Origin of the sequence: Paraburkholderia sp. Ac-20336, from assembly GCF_017105025.1 — a bacterium.
Classification (GTDB): domain Bacteria; phylum Pseudomonadota; class Gammaproteobacteria; order Burkholderiales; family Burkholderiaceae; genus Paraburkholderia.
Window position 1 is genome coordinate 1 of sequence record NZ_JAAGPS010000122.1, and the last position, 21,551, is coordinate 21,551.

The window sequence follows — 21,551 nt, forward strand, 5'->3', positions numbered from 1 at the left end:
GGCGCCGGCCGCACCGCGCTCGCAGCGGGGCGCGGATCGCAAGCCCGTGACGCTGCCGCCCGCGACCGCCGCCGAATACAAGGGCAGCTGATAGCGTCGCTGCTATGCAGTTGGCCCGCGCACGGGTGGAGATGGAGCGTGGGCGGTGGGCGTGGTGTCGTGTTTCCGTGGCCGATCAGCGTGCCGTCCGCGCGCGATCATGTCGACGATGCCATGAGCGAGCAAGGGGCGCACGGCTATCGGACGGCACCGTCACGGTTTCGGCCGGAGGCTGCAGCGCAGGACACAGAGCACAGCGAAAGAGAAAAACAAGGCCGCGGTGTTCGACACGGCGGCCTTGCTCGAAAAAGAACGATAAGAGAAACGGCAACGCGGGAAAACCCCAGCACGCGACAGTCGGTCGCGTCACACCCGCAGCCCGTCAGCAGCCCTGATCTTCAGCCAGCCTGAAGTGTTGGCTGACGTGTCGCGCTAAAGACGCTACCCGAGCACGCTACCTGAGCGAACGCGGCGTGGCGTCTCCCGCCGCATCGAGGCGCCGCACGCCGCGCCGGGTGCCGGCCCGCGTCGCGCCGAATTCGGTCAGGATCTTGCTGCGCGCGCGGCTGGCAAACACGAGGAAGCCGAAGCCATCCGCCTCGTACCAGTAGCCGCCGTTCTCGAGCCCATCGAGCGGCTGTTCCAGTGCGTTGGTGATCGATTCGATGCAGCGCCGCCGCAATTCGGCCGGCGCGGGATAGGGCGGCTGCGCGCCGCGTACGCTGCACAGAAGCACGTCGAGCCCGGGCAGCACATGCGCATAGAGAACCGGCTCGTCTTGCGAGCGGGCACGCGCAATCTTGGTGTCGAGCTGACCGAACGGCTTGAAATGCCGTAGGACCGCGAGGAACGACTCGTCGCCGTCCACCTTCGCGCGCCTACGCTTTTTCGGGAAGGACATAAAAATTCGCCTGAAAAAGAATTGCAAGAAACGCTGCGTCCTCATGCGACCACTCCCGGCTTTCGCGCGCCGCACGTCGATCTTTTATAGCATACGAGAAGGCCGGATTCACGATGATTCGACTGCCTGCGTCGCCTCACCGTTTCCCGCACGAATCATGCCGAATCGCCTTGCTGCGCGCTTTCGCTTCCCAGCACATGTTCTCTCCATCATAGACTCACGAGGCGCCGAAAAAACATCCCGTGCCAATAAAAAAGTCATTTTTGTGTGCGAGAGCGCTTCTTGACGCTACGTTGAAATATCTCGAATTCACGTCGATAATGGCCCGTCTGGTCGCGCTGCGCCAGCATCGCGGGCGCGACGGGCGCGCGCGAGCCGCCACGGTTTAAACGGCCGTCTGAACGCGCTTGCGGGAACATGAAACTATTCACCAAGGGTCTGCTGCTGATTGCGGTGCCGAGCGTGGTCGAACTCGCGCTGCTCGGCATCGTCTTCGATACGCAGGAGCAGACCGCGCAGGCCGCGCAATGGGTCGATAACAGCAAGCAGATTCTTTACCAGTCGTCGGCCATCGTCGATCCGCTGCTGCGCCAGGCGGCGCGCGTGCGCACGGCCATGGTGACCGGCGACGCTTCGTTGATCGACCGCCGCGCGGTGTGGGTCGACCTCAGCGACCGGCTCGCGAAGCTCGACACGCTGGTCGCCGACACGCCGCAGCAGGCCGAGCGCGTGCATAACATGCGGCGCGCGATCGACGCCTACCGCGAGCAGAGCGTCGCGATCTCGCAGGCGCTGCACGAGCGCCGCAGTCTGAGCCCCTACCTCGCGCTCGAAAGCGGCCCATTGCCGCAGCAGGTCGCCGGGTTTCGCGACGAGCTGGCCGCGTTCGGCGCCGAGGCGTCGCGGCTCGACGTCGAGCGCTCGATCGCGCTCGCGCAGCGGCGCGAGAGCCAGCAATACGCGCTGATCGCCGCCGTGTTCGGCTCGATGCTGATCTGGGCGGCCACCGCGATCGTGTTCGCGCGCAGCATCGGCCGGCGTCTCGAAGTGCTGACCGATAATGCCGAGCGTCTCGGCAGTGGGCGGCCGCTCGCGGCGCCGCTCTCGGGCAGCGACGAAATCGCCGCGCTCGACGTCGTGCTGCATCAGACCGAGGCGCGTCTGCGCGAGGCCGAGGCCGAGCAGGCTGCGCTGAAGGCGCAACTCGAAGCGCGCGCGCACGAACTGGCGGCGGTCAATGACGAGTTGCGCCAGGAAACGCAAGACAACGAAATGTTCATCTACAGCGTGTCGCACGATCTGCGCTCGCCGCTCGTGAACCTGCAAGGCTTTTCGAAGGAGCTGCACGTCTCGTGCGACGAGCTGGACGGCATCGTCGCGAGCGCCGGACTGCCGGCGGGCGAAGAGCACCGCATGAAGCACATTCTCGATGGCGACGTGCGCGAGTCGCTGTACTATCTGCGCACCGCGGTGGCGCGCGCGGCGTCGATCATCGACGCGCTGCTGCGCATTTCGCGCGCGGGCCGGCTCGAATACCAGTGGCAGCGCGTGAGCGTCGGGCGTGCGGTGGACCGGGTCGTCGAGGCGCTGCAGGGGACGATCAGCCAGCGCGAGGCGGTCGTCACGGTGCGCGATCTGCCGCCCGCGTGGGGCGATCCGGCGGCGGTCGAGCAGATCTTCGGCAATCTCATCGGCAATGCGCTGAATTTTCTGGACCCGGCGCGGCGCGGGCGCATCGAGATCGGCGCGCTCGAACTCGAACCCGTCGACGCCAGCGAGCCGCGCGCGGTGCGCATGCGCACGTATTACGTCCGCGATAACGGGCTCGGCATTCCGGCGGCGTATCTGTCGAAGGTGTTTCGCGCGTTCCAGCGTCTGCATGGCGACGTGGCGAGCGGCGAGGGCATCGGCCTCGCGGTGGTGCGGCGCACGGTCGAGCGGCATGGCGGGAGCGTATGGGTCGAGTCGGCCGAAGGCGCGGGCTCGACGTTTTTCGTGGTGCTGCCCGAGCAGCCGATACGGCTTTGAGGCAGAACGAACGCAGCACAAATGTTGCACAAACGCAGCACAGAAGCGATGCGAACGTCGGCAGCAGTCAGCCTGACCGGTCGCCGGCACGGTTCAGCAGGGAGAGCATATGAGTCACGCGCAAACGGTCAGCATCGTGCTGATCGAAGATGACGACGGCCATGCGACGCTCGTCGAGCGTAATTTGCGTCGCGCCGGCATTTCGAACGGTTTCGTGCGCTTTCGCGACGGCCAGCAGGCACTCGATTATTTTTTCGGCCCGGCATCCGCGGGCGCCCCGCGCGATACCGACGGCAATCCTTTTCCGCCGCACGAAACGCTCGAAAACCTCGTCGTGCTGCTCGATCTGAAAATGCCGCGCGTGGACGGCTTCGAGGTCTTGCGGCGTCTGAAGGAAGCGCCCGAAACCGCTGCGGTGCCGGTGATCGTGCTGACCACGACCGACGATCCGCGCGAAATCGCGCGCTGCTACGAGCTCGGTTGCAACGTCTACATCTGCAAGCCGGTCGAATACGACGTGTTCATCGAAGCGGTACGCCGGCTCGGCTTTTTCCTGCAAGTGGTCAAGCTGCCGCCGGGGCATCGGTTGGCGCCGTCCTGACCCGGCCGCCGGCGCCCACGGTCTATGGGACAAGTCCGTGGACAGGCCGCATGAAGCTGACCGAAAGCCATTCGTGACAAGATAAGCACCGAACCTAGCCAGAGAAGACCTGCATGACCGACGAAGTATCCACGCCGCATGCCGCCTATGTGCTCGTCGTCGACGACGACGAAGGTATCCTGCGGCTCGCGCGCAAGTCGCTCGAACGCGCCGGCTGCCGGGTGGCCATCTGCGCCGGCATCGAGGCCGCGCGCGACCGGCTCGCGAACGGCGCCCCCGATCTGCTGGTGCTCGACTATCAGCTGAGCGGGCCGGAGACCGGGCTCGATTTCTTCCGCCGCCTGCGCGCGGAAGGCGTGCGCATTCCGGCGATCCTCGTGACCGGCTTCACCGACGAATCGCGCGTGATCGAAGCGCTGCGCGCCGGGGTGTCCGACGTGGTGCCGAAGTCCGGCGACTATCTCGACTATCTGCCCGAGGCCGTCGAGCGCGTGCTGTCGCAGGTGCGGCTGCAACGCGCCTCGGACGAAGCGTGGTTGTTGCGCGATCGCGAGCTGCATTACCGCACGCTGTCCGAGGCGCTGCCGCATCTGGTGCTGACCTGCAACGCGGCCGGCGATTGCGATTTCCTCTCGAAGCAGTGGTACGACTACACGGGCATGGCCGAGCCCTGTCCCGCTCACGGTCTCGCATGGCTCGACGCGGTGCATCCCGACGATCGCGAGGAGATTCGCTGCAGCTGGCTCAAGGCCGTCGCCAGCCAGAGCGGCGACTATCGCCACGAGATGCGGATTCGCCGTCACGATGGCGAGTACCGCTGGTTCGACGTGCGCGTGGTGGCGATGCGCGACGCCGAGCACAACGTCAGCAAATGGTTCGGCAGTTGCACGGACATTCATTCGCAGCGCGAGGCGATCGAGGAGCGCGAGCGGCTGCTCGCGTCGGAGCAGGCCGCGCGCCAGGCCGCCGAGGAAGCGAACCGCGCCAAAGACCGCTTTCTCGCGATGCTGTCGCACGAATTGCGCACGCCGCTCACGCCGGTGCTCGCGGGCGCGAGCGTGCTCGAGATGATCCCCGATCTGCCCGACCAGGCGCGCGGCAGCGTGCGCATGATTCGCCGCAACGTCGAACTCGAGGCACGGCTCATCGACGATCTTCTCGATCTCACGCGCGTCGCGAACGGCAAGCTGCGGCTGTCGCTCGAAACCGTCGACGTCCACGAAGTGATCGACAGCGTGCTCGAGCTCTTTCGCAGCGAGATTCAGGTCAAGCAGCAGGACGTGCATATCGACAAGCACGCGGCGCATCACTACGTGCTCGCCGATCGCGCGCGCCTGCAACAGATGCTGTGGAACCTGATTCGCAATGCCGCGAAGTTCACGCCGGACGGCGGCCACATCTACGTGCGCACGCGCGACGAGCGCATGCACGTGCAGATCTCGGTCGAGGATACCGGCATCGGCATCGAGCCGGAGCAGATCGGCAAGCTGTTCAATGCGTTCGAGCAGGGCGACCAGAACATGACGCGGCAATTCGGCGGCCTCGGTCTCGGCCTCGCGATCACCAAGGCGCTGACCGACGTGCATGGCGGCAGCGTGATCGCGCAGAGCCCCGGCCCGCACTGCGGCGCGACCTTCACGATCACGCTGCCGACCGCGGCCGCGCCCGCCGCGGCGCGGCCCGTGGTGGTGCCGAGCACCGTGCAGCCGGCGAGTCCGCTGACCGTGCTGCTGATCGAAGATCACGCGGATACCGCCGAGGTGATGGCGCAGCTCATCCACAGCCTCGGCCATGAGGTGACGGTGGTCGGACGCGTCGATGACGCGCTCGCCGCGACGCAATTGCAGCGCTTCGATCTGATTGTCAGCGATGTCGGCTTGCCCGACGGCACCGGCCTCGATTTCGTCAAGGCGTTCCGCGAGCATTCGGATGCGCCGGCCGTGGCGCTGACCGGCTTCGGCACCGACGAGGACGTGCGCCGCTGCCTGAGCGCGGGCTTTACTTCGCATCTGACCAAGCCTGTCAATTTCGGCCAGCTCGAAACGATGATCGACAGCGCGGCGCAGTTGAAGGCGCGCAAGGACGGCTGAGGGGTCCGTGCTTTGATCTGACGTAACGTTTAACGTTTCGGCATGCGCTGGCGTACGCGTGGCGCGACGGCTGGTGCATACCGGCTGCTTCGTGCAGAAAAAATCGGGAAAAACACAAAGGCCTGTTGCGACGGCAATCGCAACAGGCCTTTGTGTTTGTATTGCTTCGACTCCGGCTTTCAGTCTTTAAACCGCGAACCGGAGTTTCACTGCCTCTTCAATGCTGCTGATTCTTTAGCGAATCGCGAATCTCGCGCAGCAGCAGCACGTCTTCGGGCGTCGCCGGCGGTTCTTCCGGTGCGGCTTCGGCCGGCTTGCGCAGATTGTTGATGAACTTGACCATCAGGAAAATGATGAACGCGAGGATGATGAAGTTGATCAACACCGTGATGAACGAACCATAGCCGATCACCGCGACGCCGGCCGTTTGCAGGTCCTTGTACGAACCGGGGCTGCCTTTATAGGTTGCCGGAATATCGCCGAGGCGAATGAACATATTGGAGAAGTCGAGGCCGCCGGTAGCGAGCCCGACGATCGGCATGATCAGGTCTTTGACGACCGAATTAACAATGCTGGAAAAAGCGCCGCCGATAATCACACCGACAGCGAGATCCATCACATTGCCCTTGAGGGCAAATTCTTTAAATTCTTTAACTATGCTCATAGAAGTACCTCCCCAGATATGAATAGCCGAATAATACCAATCTGAGGCGGATAGGCTAGTGTTTTAGCCGCAATACGAGCAACGCTTTCAGATGGCACGCGCTAGTGCGGAAACTGTGACGCGCTATGACGCGCGCGTTCGAGATGCGCGGCAAAACTGACCGGGTCCGTGTTGGTGCCGCACAGCAGGACGCCGACGCGCCGGCCATGCAACGGTTCGCGCAATGGTCCGAGCAATGCCGCCGTGGCGGCGGCGCAAGCGGGTTCGACGGCGAGCTTCAGTTGCTGGAAGAGAACCAGCATCGCCGCGCGCAATTGATCGTCGGAAACGGTGACGAGCCGATCGATATGACGGCGGCAGAGTTCATAGCTGAATTGCTCGGTATGCGGCGACATCAATGAGTCGGCAATGCTGTGCATATGGCCCATTCTGACCGTATGGTTGGCGGCAAAGCTCTTGCTCATCACGTCCGCGCCTTCGGGTTCGACGCCGTACACGTGGATGTTCGGGTTCGCGAGCCGCAGCGCCGTGGCGACACCGGCGGCGAGCCCGCCGCCGCCGACCGGCACGATCGCCGCTTCGAGGTCGGGCGTTTGCGTCGCCCATTCGTAGCCGAGCGTGGCCGAACCGAGCACCGTGCGATAGCCGTTGAACGGATGCACGAAATAGCGGCCTTCCTCGGCTTCGATGCGGCGCACCAGTTCGAATGCCTCGGCGAGATCTTCCGCATAGACGATGTCGGCGCCGTACTCGCGGCATAGCGCGACGCGCGCCGAATTCGCCGCGCTGAACAGCACGACCTTCGCGCCGATGCCAAGACGCATCGCCGCGTACGCCACCGCCACCGCGTGATTGCCGCCCGACACGCAGGTCACGCCCGCGCTCTTTTGCGTATCGTCGAGCGCGAGCAGGTTCGTGAATGCGCCACGCGCCTTGAAGCTGCCGCCCGCCTGCAACAGTTCGAACTTGAAATTCACCGGCGTGCCTTGCAGCGATGCAAAATCGAGCCGGTCGAATACTGGCGTGCGCACGACCCACGGCGTCAACGCAAAGTGCTGCGCGGCGATTTCGTCGAGCGTGGGGATCGGTTCGCCGTCGATCGTGTGATCCGTGTGCTGCGGCATGGCGCTTGACATGGCGTGAGCTCCGGCGTCGTCGATATGGCTGAGACCCGTTTCGCGGCGTGCAGTTTCAGTGCGACGGGCCTTGCCTCACGACTTTGTGCCGCCCAGCGTTGCTTGACGGCGTTGCCTTGCCGCGCTGTCTTGTGCACCGTTGCTGCGCGCACCGCTACTTCGCGCGTCTCATCGAGCCGCCTCGACCGACATGCTATGAATGAACTTGCCGAGAAAACGCTCGCAGGCCGCGAGCTGTTCGAGTTCGACGAATTCGTTGGCCTTGTGCGCCTGCTGGATGTCGCCGGGGCCGCACACGATGCTCGGAATGCCCGCGTTCGAAAACAGTCCGGCTTCGGTGCCGTAGGCGACCTTGCGCTTGTCCTGATCGGCGGTGAGCGCGCGCACGAGCTGCGTGATCGCGGCCTGTTCAGACGAATCGAGTCCGGGCGCCGCGGCGATCTTCGTGATCTCGATCGCGGCCGACGGATGCTCGCGCAGCATTTTCGGCAGCAGCGTGTCGCGCGCGTAGGTCTCGATGCGCGCGAAAATCTGCTCGGGATCGAGCGTCGGCAGATTGCGGAACTCGAACTGGAACTGGCATTCGGCCGGTACCGTGTTGATCGCGTTGCCGCCCGAGATCGTGCTGGTTTGCGCGGTGCTGAACGGCACGTCGTACAGTTCGTCGAAAGGGCCTTGCTCGCGGAACTGGTCGGCCATGTCGCGGATATAGCAGATCAGGCGCGCGGCGTACTCGATCGCGTTCAAGCCCTTGGGCGTCAGCGATGAATGCGCGGCTTGGCCGCGCACGCAGCACTGATACGCGTTGATGCCTTTGTGCGCGATGATCGGGCGCATGCTGGTCGGTTCGCCGACAATGCAGCCGTCCGGCTTCACGCCGCGCTTCATCAGATCGGCGATCAACAGCGGCGCGCCGACGCAGCCGACTTCCTCGTCGAACGACAGCGCGAAGTGAATCGGCTTCGCGAGCTTCGTGCGCTGCATGTCCGGCACGAGTGCGAGCGCCGCGCCGATAAAGCCTTTCATGTCGCAGGTGCCGCGGCCATAGAGCTTGTTGCCGCGAATCTCGGGCTTGAACGGATCGCTGTCCCACTGCTGGCCGTCCACCGGCACCACGTCGGTGTGGCCCGACAGCACCACGCCGCCATTCGTTTCGCCATCGTGCGCGGGAATCGTCGCGAACAGATTGGCCCACTTGCCGCCCTTGCCGTGCGTGAGCGTCGCGTCGATGCCGGCCGTGCGCAATGCGTCGCGCACGGTTTCGATGAGGCCGAGATTCGGGTTGCGGCTCACGGTGTCCATCGAGACGAGGCGGGTGACCCAGGGGAGGGAAATCGGCGAAGCGGGAGCAGAAGACGTGGAGGATTGCGCTGCTTCAGCGGCATGAGACATGACTGGACTCCGGCATTTTAGTCTGTCGATCATATCCCAAACGAAAGCGGGCAAGCGCATTCGTCAGCTGAAGCGGCATTGGCGCAGCGCAGCATCGACAGACAGAAAACGGGGGGACGTCCCCCCTTTTCTGCATCGTCCGTACGTGGCGTACGTAATGCGGCGTGCGTGAGCGATATGCTTCGTTGCACGATCCGCCTCTCATGCGCGACTCGACTCAACTCAACTTGACGCATCGGCCATGTGCGCACCATGCCTGCGCACACCCCGGCGCCTCAACGCGCAGCCGTGGCGGCTGCCGTATCGCGGCTCGGCGAACCGAGCGCGCGCAAGGTCTCCTTGACGGTCGCGACGCGCACTGCGAGATCGGGGCTGCGCGTTTCGATGCGCAGCTTGTCCTGACCCGCGAGCTTGATGTGCTTGTGCTTCTGCACCATCTCGATGATCCGCATCGCGTCGACGGGCGGATTGGGGATGAACTGCAGCCCGATCACCGCTTCGCCCGCATCGATCTTCGAAATGCCGAGCGGCTTCGCGGCGAGCCGCAGACGGTGCGTTTCCACGAGCGCATGTGCCGGCGGCGGCAACTTGCCGAAACGGTCGATCAATTCTTCCTGGATGCCGTCGATCGAATCGTTGTGTTCGCAGTTCGCGAGCCGCTTGTAGAGCGACAGACGCTCCTGCACGTCGCCGCAATAGTCCGACGGCAGGATTGCCGGCGTGTGCAGGTTGATCTCGGTGGTCGCGGCAAGCGGCGCGGTGAGGTCAGGCTCCTTGCCGTTCTTGAGCGCCTTGACCGCGTCGTTGAGCATGTCGGTATACAGCTGGAAGCCGATCTCGTGAATCTCGCCCGATTGCTTGTCGCCGAGCACTTCGCCCGTGCCGCGAATTTCGAGGTCGTGCATCGCGAGATAGAAACCCGAGCCGAGTTCTTCCATCTGCTGGATCGCTTCGAGGCGGCGCTGTGCCTGCTTGGTGAGCCCCTGCGGATCGTGCACGAGCAGATACGAATACGCCTGGTGATGCGAGCGCCCGACGCGGCCGCGCAACTGGTGCAATTGCGCGAGCCCGAACTTGTCGGCGCGATGGATCAGGATCGTGTTCGCGCTCGGCACGTCGATGCCGGTTTCGATGATCGTCGTGCACAGCAGCACGTTCGCGCGCTGCGCGACGAAATCGCGCATCACGCGTTCGAGTTCGCGCTCGTGCATCTGGCCGTGCGCGACCGCGATGCGCGCTTCGGGCACGAGCGCTTCGAGCATCTGCCGGCGATTCTCGATCGTCTCGACCTCGTTGTGCAGGAAGTACACCTGGCCGCCGCGCTTCAGTTCGCGCAGCATCGCCTCGCGAATCACGCTGTCTTCCTCGCGGCGCACGAAGGTCTTGATCGCGAGGCGCTTTTGCGGCGCGGTCGCGATGACCGAGAAATCGCGCAGGCCTTCGAGCGCCATGCCGAGCGTGCGCGGGATCGGCGTCGCGGTCAGCGTCAGCACGTCGACCTCGGCGCGCAGCGCCTTCAGCGCTTCCTTCTGGCGCACGCCGAAGCGATGCTCCTCGTCGATGATGACGAGCCCGAGCCGCTTGAACTGCACGTCCGACGAGAGCAGCTTGTGCGTGCCGATCACGATGTCGACCGAGCCTTCGTTGATCTGCTGGATCGCCGCGTTGACTTCCTTGGCCGACTTGAAGCGCGACAGTTCGGCGATGCGCACGGGCCAGTCGGAGAAGCGGTCGCTGAAAGTCTGCGTGTGCTGCTCGGCGAGCAGCGTGGTGGGCGAGAGCAGCGCGACCTGCTTGCCGCCCATCACCGCGATAAAGGCCGCGCGCAAGGCGACCTCGGTCTTGCCGAAGCCGACGTCGCCGCACACGAGCCGGTCCATCGGTTTGCCGCTCGTCATGTCGCCGATCACGGCCGCGATCGCGGCGGCCTGGTCCGGCGTTTCCTCGAAGCCGAAGCTCTCGGCGAACTTCACGTAGTCTTTCGGTTCGAGCCCGAATGCGTGGCCCGAGCGGGCGGCGCGGCGCGCGTAGAGATTGAGCAGTTCGGCCGCGGTGTCGCGAATCTGCTGCGCGGCCTTGCGCTTGGCCTTTTCCCACTGGCCGGAGCCGAGCGAGTGCAGCGGCGCGCTTTCGGGATCGGCGCCGCTGTAGCGCGAGATCACGTGCAACTGCGCGACCGGCACGTAGAGCTTGCTGTCGCCCGCGTATTCGAGGTGCAGGAACTCGGTTTCGCCTTCGCCGAGGTCCATCGTCACGAGGCCCATATAGCGGCCGATGCCGTGCTGCGAATGCACGACCGGATCGCCGACCTTCAGCTCGGACAGGTCGCGCACCATCGAATCGACGTTGCTCGCCTGTTCCTGGCGGCGGCGTCCCGCGCGGCGCGCGAGCGGCCCGTACAGCTCGGTTTCGGTGATGATCGCGAGGCCGTCGCCGGGCAGCGCGAAGCCGTTCGCGAGCGGCGCGACGCCGAGCGAGAAGTGCGCGTCGCCGGTGAGCCAGTCCTGGAAGCTGTCGGCCGAGGCGGGCTTCAGATGATTGTCGGCGAGCAGCTGCAGCAGCGTTTCGCGGCGGCCTGCCGATTCGGCGGCGAACAGCACGCGGTTCGGCGTCGTGCCCAGATACGCGCGCAAGGCCGCGACGGGGTCGTCGGCGTGGCGGTCGATCGCGAGGTTCGGCAGCGCGACCGACCAGGCGCCGCCGCCGTTGATGGGCAGCACGAGCCGCCCGAACGGCTTGGCGAGCGTGAAGAAATCCTCGTCCGACAGAAACAGCTTCTGCGGTTCGAGAATCGGCCGGTCACGATCGTGCGCGAGGAAATTGAAGCGCTGCTTCGTGTCGTTGGTGAAGCGCCGGATCGCCGCGTCGAGATCGCCGATGAACGCAAGCTGCGAGCCGTCGGGCAGATAGTGGAAGAGCGTGGCCGTGTCGTCGAAAAACAGCGGCAGATAGTATTCGATGCCCGCCGACGGCACGCCGTTGCCGATGTCCTTATAGATCGACGCGCGGCTCGGATCGCCCTCGAAGGTCTCGCGCCAGCGGCTGCGGAATGCGGTGCGCGCGGCGTCGTCGAACGGGAATTCGCGGCCGGGCAGCAGGCGCACGTCCTTGACCGGATAGAGGCTGCGCTGCGTGTCGGGATCGAACGCGCGGATCGAGTCGACCTGGTCGTCGAACAGGTCGATCCGGTACGGCAGCGGCGAGCCCATCGGGAACAGATCGAGCAGCGAGCCGCGCACGCAGTATTCGCCGGGCCGCACGACCTGGCTCACGTGCTCGTAGCCGGCGAGCGTCAGTTGCGCCTTCAGCTTCGCCTCGTCGAGGCGTTCGCCTTGCGAGAACGAGAACGTGTAGGCCGCGAGGAACGAGGCGGGCGGCATGCGGTACAGGGCGGTCGTGGCCGGCACGAGCAGGATGTCGCAGCGGCCCTCGCCGAGATCGTGCAGCGTCGCGAGGCGCTCGGAGACGAGGTCCTGGTGCGGTGAAAACGTATCGTAAGGCAGCGTCTCCCAGTCGGGCAGCAGACGCACGCGCGCTTCAGGTGCGAAGAAGCCTATTTCCTGCGAGAGCCGCTGCGCATCGACCGCGCTTTCGCAGACGACGGCCAGCAGCGGCATCTTCTCGCGATAGGCGAGATGGTAGCGGGCGATCAGCAGCGCGTCGGACGAGCCGCGCGTGCCGTCGAAGGCGAAACGCTGGCCGGCCTTGACGAGCGCGACGGGCGGGGAGGACTGCGAGGATGCGGCGATGTCTGACATAAAGAAGAGAAAAAGCGGCTCGGTCTCACACGAACGGCCAAGTTTACGCGTGTCGGGGCATGGATGGCGAAGGACCTATTATAAAATCCGTCCTTTACTTTGACTTCGCGGCATCCGCACTCGTGACTTCCCGTCTCTTCGCCCTGATTCCGTGCGCAGGCACCGGCAGCCGTTCCGGCGCCGCGATGCCGAAACAATATCGCACTGTCGCCGGTCGCGACATGCTCCATTACTCGCTCGCCGCGTTCGATGCGTGCAGCGAATTCACCCAGACCCTCGTCGTGATCGCGCCCGACGACCAGCATTTCGACGCGCGCCGCTTCGGCGGCCTGCGCTTCGCGGTGCGCCGCGCGGGCGGTGCGTCGCGCCAGGCGTCGGTGCTCAACGGCCTCCATGCGCTCGCCGAATTCGGCGCCCACGACGACGACTGGGTGCTCGTGCATGACGCCGCGCGTCCCGGCATCACGCCCGCGCTGATCCGCACGCTGATCGGCTCGCTCAAGGACGACGCGGTCGGCGGCATCATGGCGCTGCCGGTCGCCGATACGCTGAAGCGCATCGACGGCGCGTCCCACGATGGCCGCATCGCCCGCACCGAAGCGCGCGACGGGCTGTGGCAGGCGCAGACGCCGCAGATGTTCCGCATCGGCATGCTGCGCGAGGCGATCCTGCGCGCCCAGGCCGAGGGCCACGATCTGACCGACGAGGCCAGCGCGATCGAATGGTCGGGCCATGCGCCGAAGCTCGTGCAAGGCAGCCTGCGCAATTTCAAGGTGACGTATCCCGAGGATTTCGAGCTGGCCGAGGCGATTCTGAGCCGCGGCGCGGCGTCGTGAGATTGCTCGTCGGCGTTGGATCGGTGCCGGGTCGGCGGTTCGCCGGCCGGCATCGACGACGATTCAAAAAAGCTTTAAAGCTTCAGTACTTGAGGATGTGACGCAAATGGATTTCAGGATTGGGCAGGGCTATGACGTGCATGCGCTGGTGCCGGGGCGCGCGTTGATTATCGGTGGCGTGACGATTCCGTACGAGCGCGGGCTGCTCGGCCACTCGGATGCGGACGTGCTGCTGCATGCGATCACCGACGCGCTGTTCGGCGCGGCCGCGCTCGGCGATATCGGCCGCCATTTCTCCGACACCGACGCGCAGTTCGCCGGCGCGGACAGCCGCGTGCTGCTGCGCGAATGCGTGGCGCGCGTGAGGGCGGCGGGCTTTTCGATCGGCAACGTCGACAGCAGCGTGATCGCCCAGGCGCCGAAGCTTGCGCCGCATATCGACGGCATGCGCGCGAATATCGCGGCCGATCTCGGTTTGCCGATTGAGCTCGTCAACGTCAAGGCGAAGACGAACGAGAAGCTCGGCTACCTCGGCAGGGGCGAGGGGATCGAAGCGCAGGCCGCGGTGCTGCTGGTCAGGAAGTGAGCGGGTCTGCCGGCAGCGGCATCGCGCGCTGCCGGGAAATACAGCACGAGCGACAACACGAGCGCGCGTGCCTGTCATCAGGCGCAACTCGCCCGAGATTTTTCCCCGCCAGGGGAATGGATAAAGAGGCCCACCGTTATTGCAGACCGGTGGGCTTTTGTCATGTCATGTCATGTCATGTCATGTCATGTCGTGCGGCCGGCGGCAGCACTTACAGCGTTGCGCCGCCGATCGTCCGGTTGCTCGGACACAATTCGTCCGTGAGCAGGCCGTCGAGAATCCGCAGCACTTCCATGGGGCTACGGCCGACGTTCAGATTATTGACCGACACATGCTGGATCGTGTTGTCCGGATCGACGATGAAGGTCGCGCGCAGGGCGACGCCCGCTTCCTGGTCGCGCACGCCGAGCTGGTCGATCAGTTCGCCCTTCACGTCGCCGAACGAGTAGTGGTTCAGCCGGTCGAGTTCCTTGTTCTCGCGGCGCCACGCGAGCTTCACGAATTCATTGTCGACGCTGCCGCCGAGCAGCACCGCCTCGCGGTCCTCGAATTCCCTCACGAGCTTGCCGAACTCGACGATTTCCGTCGGGCAGACCAGCGAGAAATCCTTCGGATAGAAGTAGATGATTTTCCACTTGCCTGGAAACGACTGCTCGGTGATGTCCTCGAACGCCGAGACGCCGTGTTCCTCGTGATGATTGAAGCCCGGCTTGGCGGCAGTGACCGTGAACGCTTCGAGTTTATCGCCAACGGTTTTCATGCGGGTGCTCCTTCGGAAGTCGACAACGGCATGCCTGGAAGTTCACGGGCCATCCCGCGCGGCGGGTGCCACCGGGTTCACTCTAGATTTATCGGGCCGTCGCTTCAAGAGCCGGCTGCCGACGAATCGGTACGCGGCGGCGGGCGTCGAGCCGCATTGCGCGCGATTCGGGCTTCATGCCGGGGCGGCATGGCGCCGCGCGCGCGTCGGCTCAGGCGCCTTTCGCGAGCGGAAATTCGATCGTGACTTCGAGCCCCGGTCCGGGCGTGCGATTGCGCAGCCGCAAGGCGCCGCGATAGCGCGCGACGAGCCGTTGCACGATCGCCATGCCGAGGCCCGTGCCGTTGGCCTGGGTGCGCGCCGAATTGACGCGATAGAACGGCCGTGTGACGAGCGCGAGCTGGTCTTCGGGGATGCCGGGGCCTTCGTCGACGACCGACAGTTCCACCCGCGAATGCGAGACACGCGTTTCGAGAATCACGTGCGGAATGCCGTCCTCGTCGCTGCTGCCGTATTTGCGCGCATTCTCGAGCAGGTTGCCGACCACGCGCCGCATATCGGTTTCGTCGGCCTCGATCACCGCCGACGGCGCGAGCCGCGTGATGAGCCGCATACTGTCCTCGCTCTGCATGCGCGCGGCGATCTCGCCCGCGATCACGGAGAGATCGACGGGCTCCGGCACGCGCTGCACCGGCCGCGCGTAATCGAGGAAGCGGCCGATGATCATGTCCATCTGCTCGATGTCGTCGACCATCGCGTCCTTCGTGCTCTGATCGGACGGGCTCATTTCGGTTTCGAGGCGCAACCGCGCGAGCGGCGTGCGCAGATCGTGCGAGATGCCCGCGAGCATCAGCGCGCGGTCGGCTTCGAGCTGTTCGAGGTCGCGCACCATCTGGTTGAAGCTGCGATTGGTTTCGGCGGCCACGCCCATGCCGCGCTCCGGCAGCGGCTCGGGCGACTGCCCTGAGCCGACCTTGCGCGCGGCCATCGCGAGACGCGCGAACGGCCGGTTCACGAGACTCGTGATGAAGGCCGCGCCGAACAGCGAGAGCGCCAGCGCGAACACGCCCCAGCCGGCCCATTGCAGACCCGTGGCATTGTCGAGCTGATCGCGGTCGAGCGCGACCCAGTAGTCGTCGTCGTCGATCTTGAAGCTGATCCATACGCCGTTGATGTCGTTCACGCTTTGCGCGATCACGGTGTCGTCGCCGAGGCGGCCGCGAATGTCGTGCTCGATCAGGCGGTTCAGCGATTCGTCGGGCTGGAGCTTGTATTTGTCGGTGGCTTCGCGCGGATACACGCGCACCCCTTCATTGCTCTCCAGATCCTGCAGCAGCGCGCGCCGCAGGTCGGGGTCGGAATAGAGGAGTGCGGTGCGCGTGAGCTTGACGATCGCGACGAGTTGCAAAGCCACGCGCTGCGCGCGCGGCTCGCGCTCGATCACGCGAAAGCTCTGGAACCACGCGGCGAGACTGACTGCGATCAACAGCGCGATCAGCAGAAAAGTCCGCCAGAAAAGGCCGCCGAACGCGAGCGTCAGGAGGCGCCGGTCGATCCGCATGGGCCCTTCTTATGAGAGATCAAGGACAGCAACTATTTTGTGTGAGATCGGAGTGGGTGCTTTGCACTTGCTCCGGTCGAGTGCGGCGGGGCGCATGGGATCAGAGTAGGCGCTGACGCGCCAGCTCTGATCGACTGCGACAAAGCGCATGGGACCGGAGTAGGCGCTAAAGCGCCAGCTCTGATCGACCGCGACAAAGCGCATGGGATCAGAGTAGGCGCTGAAGCGCCAACTCTGATCGACACCGCCGTGGGGTGCATGGTCAGGCTGCACCGTCGGGGATGAACACGTAGCCCAGACCCCACACGGTCTGAATGAAGCGCGGGCTGCCCGGATCGGGTTCGATCAGCTTGCGCAAACGCGAGATCTGCACGTCGAGGCTGCGGTCGAAAACTTCGTATTCGCGGCCGCGTGCGAGCTCCATGAGCTTTTCACGCGAAAGCGGTTGACGCGGATGACGCGCGAACACTTTGAGCACCGAAAATTCGCCCGTGGTCAACGGAATTTCCTGGCCGGCCTTCGTGAGCGTGCGCGTCGCGAGATTGAGCGCGAATTCGCCGAACTCGAATACTTCGGTCGTCTCCGAGGGCGCACCCGGCAATTCGGACGGCGACTGGCGACGCAGCACCGCGTGAATGCGCGCGACCAGCTCGCGCGGATTGAACGGCTTGGGCAGATAATCGTCCGCGCCCATTTCAAGGCCGACGATGCGATCGACATCCTCACCCTTGGCCGTCAGCATGATGATCGGCGTGCGGTCGTTGCTGCCGCGCAGACGGCGGCAGATCGACAGGCCGTCCTCGCCGGGCAGCATCAGATCGAGCACCAGCAGATCGAAGCGCTCGCGTACCCACAGCTTGTTCATCGACGGCGCGTTTTCGGCGACGTAGACATTGAAGCCTTGTTCGCCGAGGTAGCGGCGCAGCAGATCGCGCAGGCGTGGATCGTCGTCGACGACGAGGATTTTCGAAGGGTTTTTGGTTTCCATGGTCGGCATCTTAGCGCGATTAGAAAGTGGTGCGCGGTTACACCATTTCTGGGGTTACAGTCAGTTACAAAATTTACCCGCGGTGTGGCACGACGTAAAGTAGGGGCGTTTAGACTTCTTTACTGAAGGCGGCCGTTCGGTGGATACTTCACTCGACAAAACTTTCGTACCCGGCTGTTACCGGGGTTTGTACACGCATCTGAGGTAGCCGGTTGCCGCGCCACGAAGGGAACAACATGAAGGGAGGGGTTTGGCCAAATGTGCGCCTGAGCGTGATTGCACTGGCGGTAGCCGGTACGCTCGCAGGATCACTGAGCCCGACGCTCGCCCATGCGCAGCCGCTCGCCGACAGAGCCGCGAGTGAACGCGCGCCCCACCCGGGCAATGGCCGAGCCAATCACCACAACATGGCCATCGATCATCCTGCATCAGACGTGATGATGCGCACCGTGGTTCCCCCCGATCTCGATCAACGCCGTCGCGACGGCCATATGACGCCCGAAGAGCGGCGTCTGCTACGTCAGCATATCGAAGACGCCGTGCGTGAGCTGTATAAGCGCTAGCCGAGCGCGGGCGTGGGTGCCCGGTTTGTGCCTGCGCAGAGGCATTTTCCATCCACGCAAACGTTCGCGTACCCGTGTGTTTCAAGGTGCTTGTGTCAAGCGATGCGTCAGGCCATGCCGGCTTGATGCCTGCGTAATATCCGCCCGATACGAATCGCGCCGCCTGAAAAATCCGGTTGCATCTTCAGCGTCAACTTCCTGTTCCGTTGTGCCGTTGAGCCGTCAGTGCATGGCCCATTTCGCCTGCACGTTTGCGCGAAAGCCTCGACGCGTGACGTCGTGAAAACCCGGATCAGCGATCATGAAACTTCTTCGACGTGTTGGCTGCAAGCCGTGGTTTTTCGTTTCGACGACGGCACTGGCCGCATTGACCTACGGTGCAACGGACGCGCTCGCGCAGCAGCGCGTCGTGCACGGCGCGCATCGCGCGCCGGCGGCTGCGGCGACCGCATTGCCCGCGGCCGGAAGCGCGCAAAGCATTCTCGATTCCGACGACGCGCGCTTTTTTCTGACGCGTGTCGGCTTCGCGCCCGATAACGCCGAGCTCGCTCAATACGCGGGACTCACGCGTGAGCAGGCCGTCGACAAGCTGCTCGCGAGCACCCGAAGCGAAGCGCTCGTGCCGCCTCCCGACTGGATCGCCGAACCGATTCCGACCCGAGCCGAACGTCAGGCATGGACGCCGGAACAGCGTATCGAGCAACAACGCCTGCGCACCCAGCGTTACGAACTATTACGAGCATGGTGGCTGCGCGAGATGCTGAGCACCCCTTCGCCGTTGACCGAACGCATGACGCTTTTCTGGCACAACCACTTCACGTCGGGGCTGGACAAGGTGCAGTTTCCGCAGCAGATGGCGCAGCAAAACATGTTGTTGCGTCGTCACGCGCTCGGTCATTTCGGCGAGCTGCTGCACGATGTCGCGAAAGACCCGGCCATGCTGCAATACCTCGATGGCGCGAGCAATCGCAAAGGCAATCCCAACGAAAATTTCGCGCGCGAAGTGATGGAGCTGTTCACGCTCGGCGAGGGGCATTACACGCAGCGCGACGTCGCGCAAGCCGCGCGCGCCTACACGGGCTGGAGTCTCGATCCCGATACGCAGACGTACGTGTGGCGCGCCAACCAGCATGACGACGGCGAGAAGACCGTGCTCGGGCAAACCGGTACGTTCGACGGCGATCAGGTGCTCGACATCCTGCTTGCACAGCCCGAAACGGCGACGTTCGTCACCACGAAGCTCTGGCGCGAATTCGTCTCCGACACGCCCGACCCCGCGCTCATCGAGCCGATTGCTGTGCAGTTTCGCGCGAGCCGCTACGACATCAAGGTCGCGCTGCGCGGGCTCTTTCTGAGCGACGCGTTCTGGAGCGACGACAATCGCGGCGTGCTCGTGAAGTCGCCGGTCGAGTTCGTGGTCGGCACGCTGCGCGCATTCGATATCGGCTACGACAACACCGAGCCGTTCGCCGCGCAGGTTCGCACGCTCGGCGAGAACCTGTTCTATCCGCCGAACGTCAGAGGCTGGCCGGGTGGCACGACGTGGATCAATAGCTCGACGCTGCTTGCGCGCAAGCAGTTCGTCGAGCAACTGTTTCGCGCGACCGAAACCGCGATGCCCGCGCGCATGAGCGCCCCGGCGAGCGCGAAGAACGAGGCGCGCGGCGCGCGGACAGCGGCAGCCAGTCAGGTAAGCGCGACGCCGCCACGCACGATGTCGATGGCGCGCAAGGGGCAGGGTGGCGTACGCTTTGACATCGCGAGCTGGCTTGCGCACTACAACACTTCACCGACCGTGAAGCTCGGGCTGTCGGCCGAATTGCAGTTGCAGCACGCGGTGCTGCCGTTCACGCCGGTGGATGCGATCGCAACCGATTCGACTGCGAGCGCGTATCTCGAAGCGTTGCTGATGGACCCGGCCTATCAGCTGAAGTAAGCGTTGAAGCAGGAATTGAAGCAGGAGTTCAAGCGAGCGGTGCCTGGAGATTGTCGGCGCCGGCCGCGCGGCGGTGAAACTCGCGCCGGCACAATCACGACGAGGTGCAGCATGAAACGACGCAGCTTCCTTTCGATGAGCGCGGCAGCGAGTGCCTCGCTATGGCTGCCGCGCGCGTTCGGCGCGGGGTTCTCCGATGCGCCGAATGTCGCGAGCGCGCCGGCTTCGACGGGGCGCGGCTACGACAATCTGCTGATCCTGATTGAGCTGAAAGGCGGCAACGACGGCTTGAACACTGTGATTCCGTTCGCCGATCCCACCTACTACGCGCTGCGCAAGAACATCGCCATCCGGCGCGAGCAGGCGATTCAACTCGACGAGCGCACTGCGCTGCACCCCGCGTTGCAGCCGCTCATGCCGCTGTGGCGCGGCGGCCAGCTCGCGATCGTGCAGGGCGTGAGCTATGCGCAGCCGAATCTTTCGCATTTCCGCTCGATCGAGATCTGGGACACGGCTTCGCGCTCCGATCAATATCTGCGCGACGGCTGGCTCACGCGCGCGTTCGCGATGAAGCCGGTGCCGGCCGGTTTTGCAGCCGATGGCGTGGTGATCGGCAGCGCCGAAATGGGGCCACTCGCAAATGGCGCGCGCGCGATTGCGCTCGTCAATCCTGTGCAATTCGTCAGGGCGTCGCGGCTCGCGGTGCCGGTGTCCCTGCACGAGCGCAATCCGGAGCTCGCGCATATTCTCGACGTCGAAAACGACATCGTGAAAGCCGCGGACCGCCTGCGTCCAGTGCAGGGGCAGCCGCCATTGAAGACCGCGTTTCCGGGCGGCGCGTTCGGCAGTTCGATCAGAACGGCGATGCAGGTGCTCACCGCGAGCGAGGCGGCGCAGCCGGTGCCCCCTGCCGGCACGCCGCGACGGCAGCCACGGGGCGGGCAGGGCGTGGCCGTGATCCGCCTGACGCTGAACGGTTTCGATACGCATCAGAACCAGCCGGGTCAGCAGGCCGCGCTGCTCAGGCAGTTCGCGGAAGGACTCGCGGCGATGCAGGCGGCGCTCGTCGAACTGGGCCGCTGGAACGATACGCTCGTGATGACGTATGCGGAGTTCGGGCGCCGTCCACGAGAGAACCAGAGCAACGGCACCGACCACGGCACGGTGGCACCGCATTTCGTGACGGGCGGCCGTGTGCGCGGCGGCCTGTATGGCGTGCCGCCGATGCTGGCGCGGCTCGATGGCAACGGCAATCTGCCGGTCGGCGTCGATTTTCGCGAACTTTATGCGACGGTGCTCGGCCCCTGGTGGGGGCTCGATGCGCCGGCGATTCTGCAGCAGCGATTCGAGCCGCTGCCGCTGCTGCGCGGTTGAGTTGGCGCGGTCGGGGCCGTTCGGGTTTTGCGCGCGATCCGACGCACCTCGATGCTGCGTGCCGGTGTTGCGTTGCGGTGGCGTTCTGATTGCGGCGTTATCGCGGGCTTATTGCGGTTTTATCGAGTCGCCGCTGCGAGTTCGCCATGACCGTTCGTGCTGATTGATGTTGATTGGTTCTGACTGGAGCCTATTTGGCGCGCCAGGCGATCCAGAGCTTGCGGATCGGCGTCAACGCGATGCGTTGATGCAGCACGTGATAGCCGTCCCGTTCGATCTCGTCGAGCAACGCCAGGGCGAGCGCGGCCAGCGCGAGCAGCGTGCGCTGCGCGCGGTGC

General features: G+C 64.8%; 16 protein-coding genes and 1 pseudogene. 8 read left to right on the plus strand and 9 right to left on the minus strand.

The window, feature by feature from the left end; translation table 11 throughout:
• Nucleotides 1–493 precede the first annotated feature (493 nt).
• Nucleotides 494–985 (minus strand): hypothetical protein, encoded by a 492-nt coding sequence (locus tag GXB81_RS25185; RefSeq protein WP_167038409.1) that lies wholly within the window; start codon nucleotides 983–985, stop codon nucleotides 494–496.
• Between the two features lie 372 nt (nucleotides 986–1,357).
• On the opposite strand from GXB81_RS25185, the gene GXB81_RS25190 reads away from it, so the two are divergent.
• From GXB81_RS25190 to GXB81_RS25200, 3 genes are all read left to right on the plus strand, one after another.
• Nucleotides 1,358–2,968 (plus strand): ATP-binding protein, encoded by a 1,611-nt coding sequence (locus GXB81_RS25190; protein ID WP_167038407.1) that lies wholly within the window; start codon nucleotides 1,358–1,360, stop codon nucleotides 2,966–2,968.
• Nucleotides 2,969–3,077: 109 nt separating this feature from the next.
• Nucleotides 3,078–3,569, plus strand: a complete 492-nt coding sequence (locus GXB81_RS25195; protein ID WP_205990625.1) for a response regulator — start codon at nucleotides 3,078–3,080, stop codon at nucleotides 3,567–3,569.
• A 113-nt stretch (nucleotides 3,570–3,682) separates the two neighbouring features.
• The gene (locus GXB81_RS25200; protein WP_167038403.1) at nucleotides 3,683–5,659 is read left to right on the plus strand and encodes a response regulator; all 1,977 of its coding nucleotides are present in this window, start codon (nucleotides 3,683–3,685) and stop codon (nucleotides 5,657–5,659) included.
• 217 nt (nucleotides 5,660–5,876) lie between these two features.
• Here the strand turns inward: GXB81_RS25200 and mscL are convergent, their stop codons facing one another.
• The 4 genes from mscL to mfd all read right to left on the minus strand — a co-directional run bounded on the left by mscL (nucleotide 5,877) and on the right by mfd (nucleotide 12,609).
• Nucleotides 5,877–6,323, minus strand: a complete 447-nt coding sequence (gene mscL / locus GXB81_RS25205) for a large conductance mechanosensitive channel protein MscL (RefSeq protein WP_167038401.1) — start codon at nucleotides 6,321–6,323, stop codon at nucleotides 5,877–5,879.
• 101 nt (nucleotides 6,324–6,424) lie between these two features.
• Nucleotides 6,425–7,459, minus strand: a complete 1,035-nt coding sequence (locus GXB81_RS25210; RefSeq protein WP_167038399.1) for a threonine/serine dehydratase — start codon at nucleotides 7,457–7,459, stop codon at nucleotides 6,425–6,427.
• Between the two features lie 168 nt (nucleotides 7,460–7,627).
• A complete protein-coding gene (argE, locus tag GXB81_RS25215) occupies nucleotides 7,628–8,851 on the minus strand; it encodes an acetylornithine deacetylase (RefSeq protein ID WP_167038397.1) in 1,224 nt (407 codons plus the stop codon).
• A gap of 275 nt (nucleotides 8,852–9,126) precedes the next feature.
• The gene (mfd, locus tag GXB81_RS25220; RefSeq protein WP_205990626.1) at nucleotides 9,127–12,609 is read right to left on the minus strand and encodes a transcription-repair coupling factor; all 3,483 of its coding nucleotides are present in this window, start codon (nucleotides 12,607–12,609) and stop codon (nucleotides 9,127–9,129) included.
• A 122-nt stretch (nucleotides 12,610–12,731) separates the two neighbouring features.
• On the opposite strand from mfd, the gene ispD reads away from it, so the two are divergent.
• Nucleotides 12,732–13,445: a 2-C-methyl-D-erythritol 4-phosphate cytidylyltransferase gene (gene ispD / locus GXB81_RS25225; RefSeq protein ID WP_167038393.1), complete on the plus strand. Its 714-nt coding sequence runs from the start codon at nucleotides 12,732–12,734 to the stop codon at nucleotides 13,443–13,445.
• A 106-nt stretch (nucleotides 13,446–13,551) separates the two neighbouring features.
• Nucleotides 13,552–14,031, plus strand: coding sequence for a 2-C-methyl-D-erythritol 2,4-cyclodiphosphate synthase (gene ispF, locus GXB81_RS25230; RefSeq protein WP_167038391.1), 480 nt, complete (start codon nucleotides 13,552–13,554; stop codon nucleotides 14,029–14,031).
• A gap of 211 nt (nucleotides 14,032–14,242) precedes the next feature.
• Here ispF and GXB81_RS25235 read toward each other — a convergent pair whose 3' ends face one another.
• The 3 genes from GXB81_RS25235 to ompR form a co-directional block, all read right to left on the minus strand.
• Nucleotides 14,243–14,791 (minus strand): peroxiredoxin, encoded by a 549-nt coding sequence (locus GXB81_RS25235; RefSeq protein WP_205990627.1) that lies wholly within the window; start codon nucleotides 14,789–14,791, stop codon nucleotides 14,243–14,245.
• Nucleotides 14,792–15,002: 211 nt separating this feature from the next.
• Nucleotides 15,003–16,352: an ATP-binding protein gene (locus tag GXB81_RS25240; protein ID WP_167038387.1), complete on the minus strand. Its 1,350-nt coding sequence runs from the start codon at nucleotides 16,350–16,352 to the stop codon at nucleotides 15,003–15,005.
• Nucleotides 16,353–16,614: 262 nt separating this feature from the next.
• Nucleotides 16,615–17,340 (minus strand): two-component system response regulator OmpR, encoded by a 726-nt coding sequence (ompR, locus tag GXB81_RS25245; RefSeq protein ID WP_033379433.1) that lies wholly within the window; start codon nucleotides 17,338–17,340, stop codon nucleotides 16,615–16,617.
• A gap of 236 nt (nucleotides 17,341–17,576) precedes the next feature.
• Here ompR and GXB81_RS25250 point away from each other — a divergent pair, with 236 nt between their 5' ends.
• The 3 genes from GXB81_RS25250 to GXB81_RS25260 all read left to right on the plus strand — a co-directional run bounded on the left by GXB81_RS25250 (nucleotide 17,577) and on the right by GXB81_RS25260 (nucleotide 21,213).
• A complete protein-coding gene (locus GXB81_RS25250) occupies nucleotides 17,577–17,903 on the plus strand; it encodes a hypothetical protein (protein ID WP_167038688.1) in 327 nt (108 codons plus the stop codon).
• 301 nt (nucleotides 17,904–18,204) lie between these two features.
• Nucleotides 18,205–19,839, plus strand: a complete 1,635-nt coding sequence (locus GXB81_RS25255; protein WP_205990628.1) for a DUF1800 domain-containing protein — start codon at nucleotides 18,205–18,207, stop codon at nucleotides 19,837–19,839.
• A gap of 111 nt (nucleotides 19,840–19,950) precedes the next feature.
• Nucleotides 19,951–21,213: a DUF1501 domain-containing protein gene (locus GXB81_RS25260; protein ID WP_205990629.1), complete on the plus strand. Its 1,263-nt coding sequence runs from the start codon at nucleotides 19,951–19,953 to the stop codon at nucleotides 21,211–21,213.
• 190 nt (nucleotides 21,214–21,403) lie between these two features.
• Here the strand turns inward: GXB81_RS25260 and GXB81_RS31580 are convergent.
• Nucleotides 21,404–21,551, minus strand: a pseudogene (locus GXB81_RS31580) (squalene synthase HpnD); the annotation flags it as partial.

Excerpts from the sequence above, each read along its gene's own strand:
- GXB81_RS25185 (WP_167038409.1), bottom strand. The coding sequence starts at position 985 with ATGAGGACGCAGCGTTTCTTGCAATTCTTTTTCAGGCGAATTTTTATG.
- GXB81_RS25190 (WP_167038407.1), top strand. The coding sequence starts at position 1,358 with ATGAAACTATTCACCAAGGGTCTGCTGCTGATTGCGGTGCCGAGCGTG.
- GXB81_RS25195 (WP_205990625.1), top strand. The coding sequence starts at position 3,078 with ATGAGTCACGCGCAAACGGTCAGCATCGTGCTGATCGAAGATGACGAC.
- GXB81_RS25200 (WP_167038403.1), top strand. The coding sequence starts at position 3,683 with ATGACCGACGAAGTATCCACGCCGCATGCCGCCTATGTGCTCGTCGTC.
- mscL (WP_167038401.1), bottom strand. The coding sequence starts at position 6,323 with ATGAGCATAGTTAAAGAATTTAAAGAATTTGCCCTCAAGGGCAATGTG.
- GXB81_RS25210 (WP_167038399.1), bottom strand. The coding sequence starts at position 7,459 with ATGTCAAGCGCCATGCCGCAGCACACGGATCACACGATCGACGGCGAA.
- argE (WP_167038397.1), bottom strand. The coding sequence starts at position 8,851 with ATGTCTCATGCCGCTGAAGCAGCGCAATCCTCCACGTCTTCTGCTCCC.
- mfd (WP_205990626.1), bottom strand. The coding sequence starts at position 12,609 with ATGTCAGACATCGCCGCATCCTCGCAGTCCTCCCCGCCCGTCGCGCTC.
- ispF (WP_167038391.1), top strand. The coding sequence starts at position 13,552 with ATGGATTTCAGGATTGGGCAGGGCTATGACGTGCATGCGCTGGTGCCG.
- GXB81_RS25235 (WP_205990627.1), bottom strand. The coding sequence starts at position 14,791 with ATGAAAACCGTTGGCGATAAACTCGAAGCGTTCACGGTCACTGCCGCC.
- GXB81_RS25240 (WP_167038387.1), bottom strand. The coding sequence starts at position 16,352 with ATGCGGATCGACCGGCGCCTCCTGACGCTCGCGTTCGGCGGCCTTTTC.
- ompR (WP_033379433.1), bottom strand. The coding sequence starts at position 17,340 with ATGGAAACCAAAAACCCTTCGAAAATCCTCGTCGTCGACGACGATCCA.
- GXB81_RS25250 (WP_167038688.1), top strand. The coding sequence starts at position 17,577 with ATGAAGGGAGGGGTTTGGCCAAATGTGCGCCTGAGCGTGATTGCACTG.
- GXB81_RS25255 (WP_205990628.1), top strand. The coding sequence starts at position 18,205 with ATGAAACTTCTTCGACGTGTTGGCTGCAAGCCGTGGTTTTTCGTTTCG.
- GXB81_RS25260 (WP_205990629.1), top strand. The coding sequence starts at position 19,951 with ATGAAACGACGCAGCTTCCTTTCGATGAGCGCGGCAGCGAGTGCCTCG.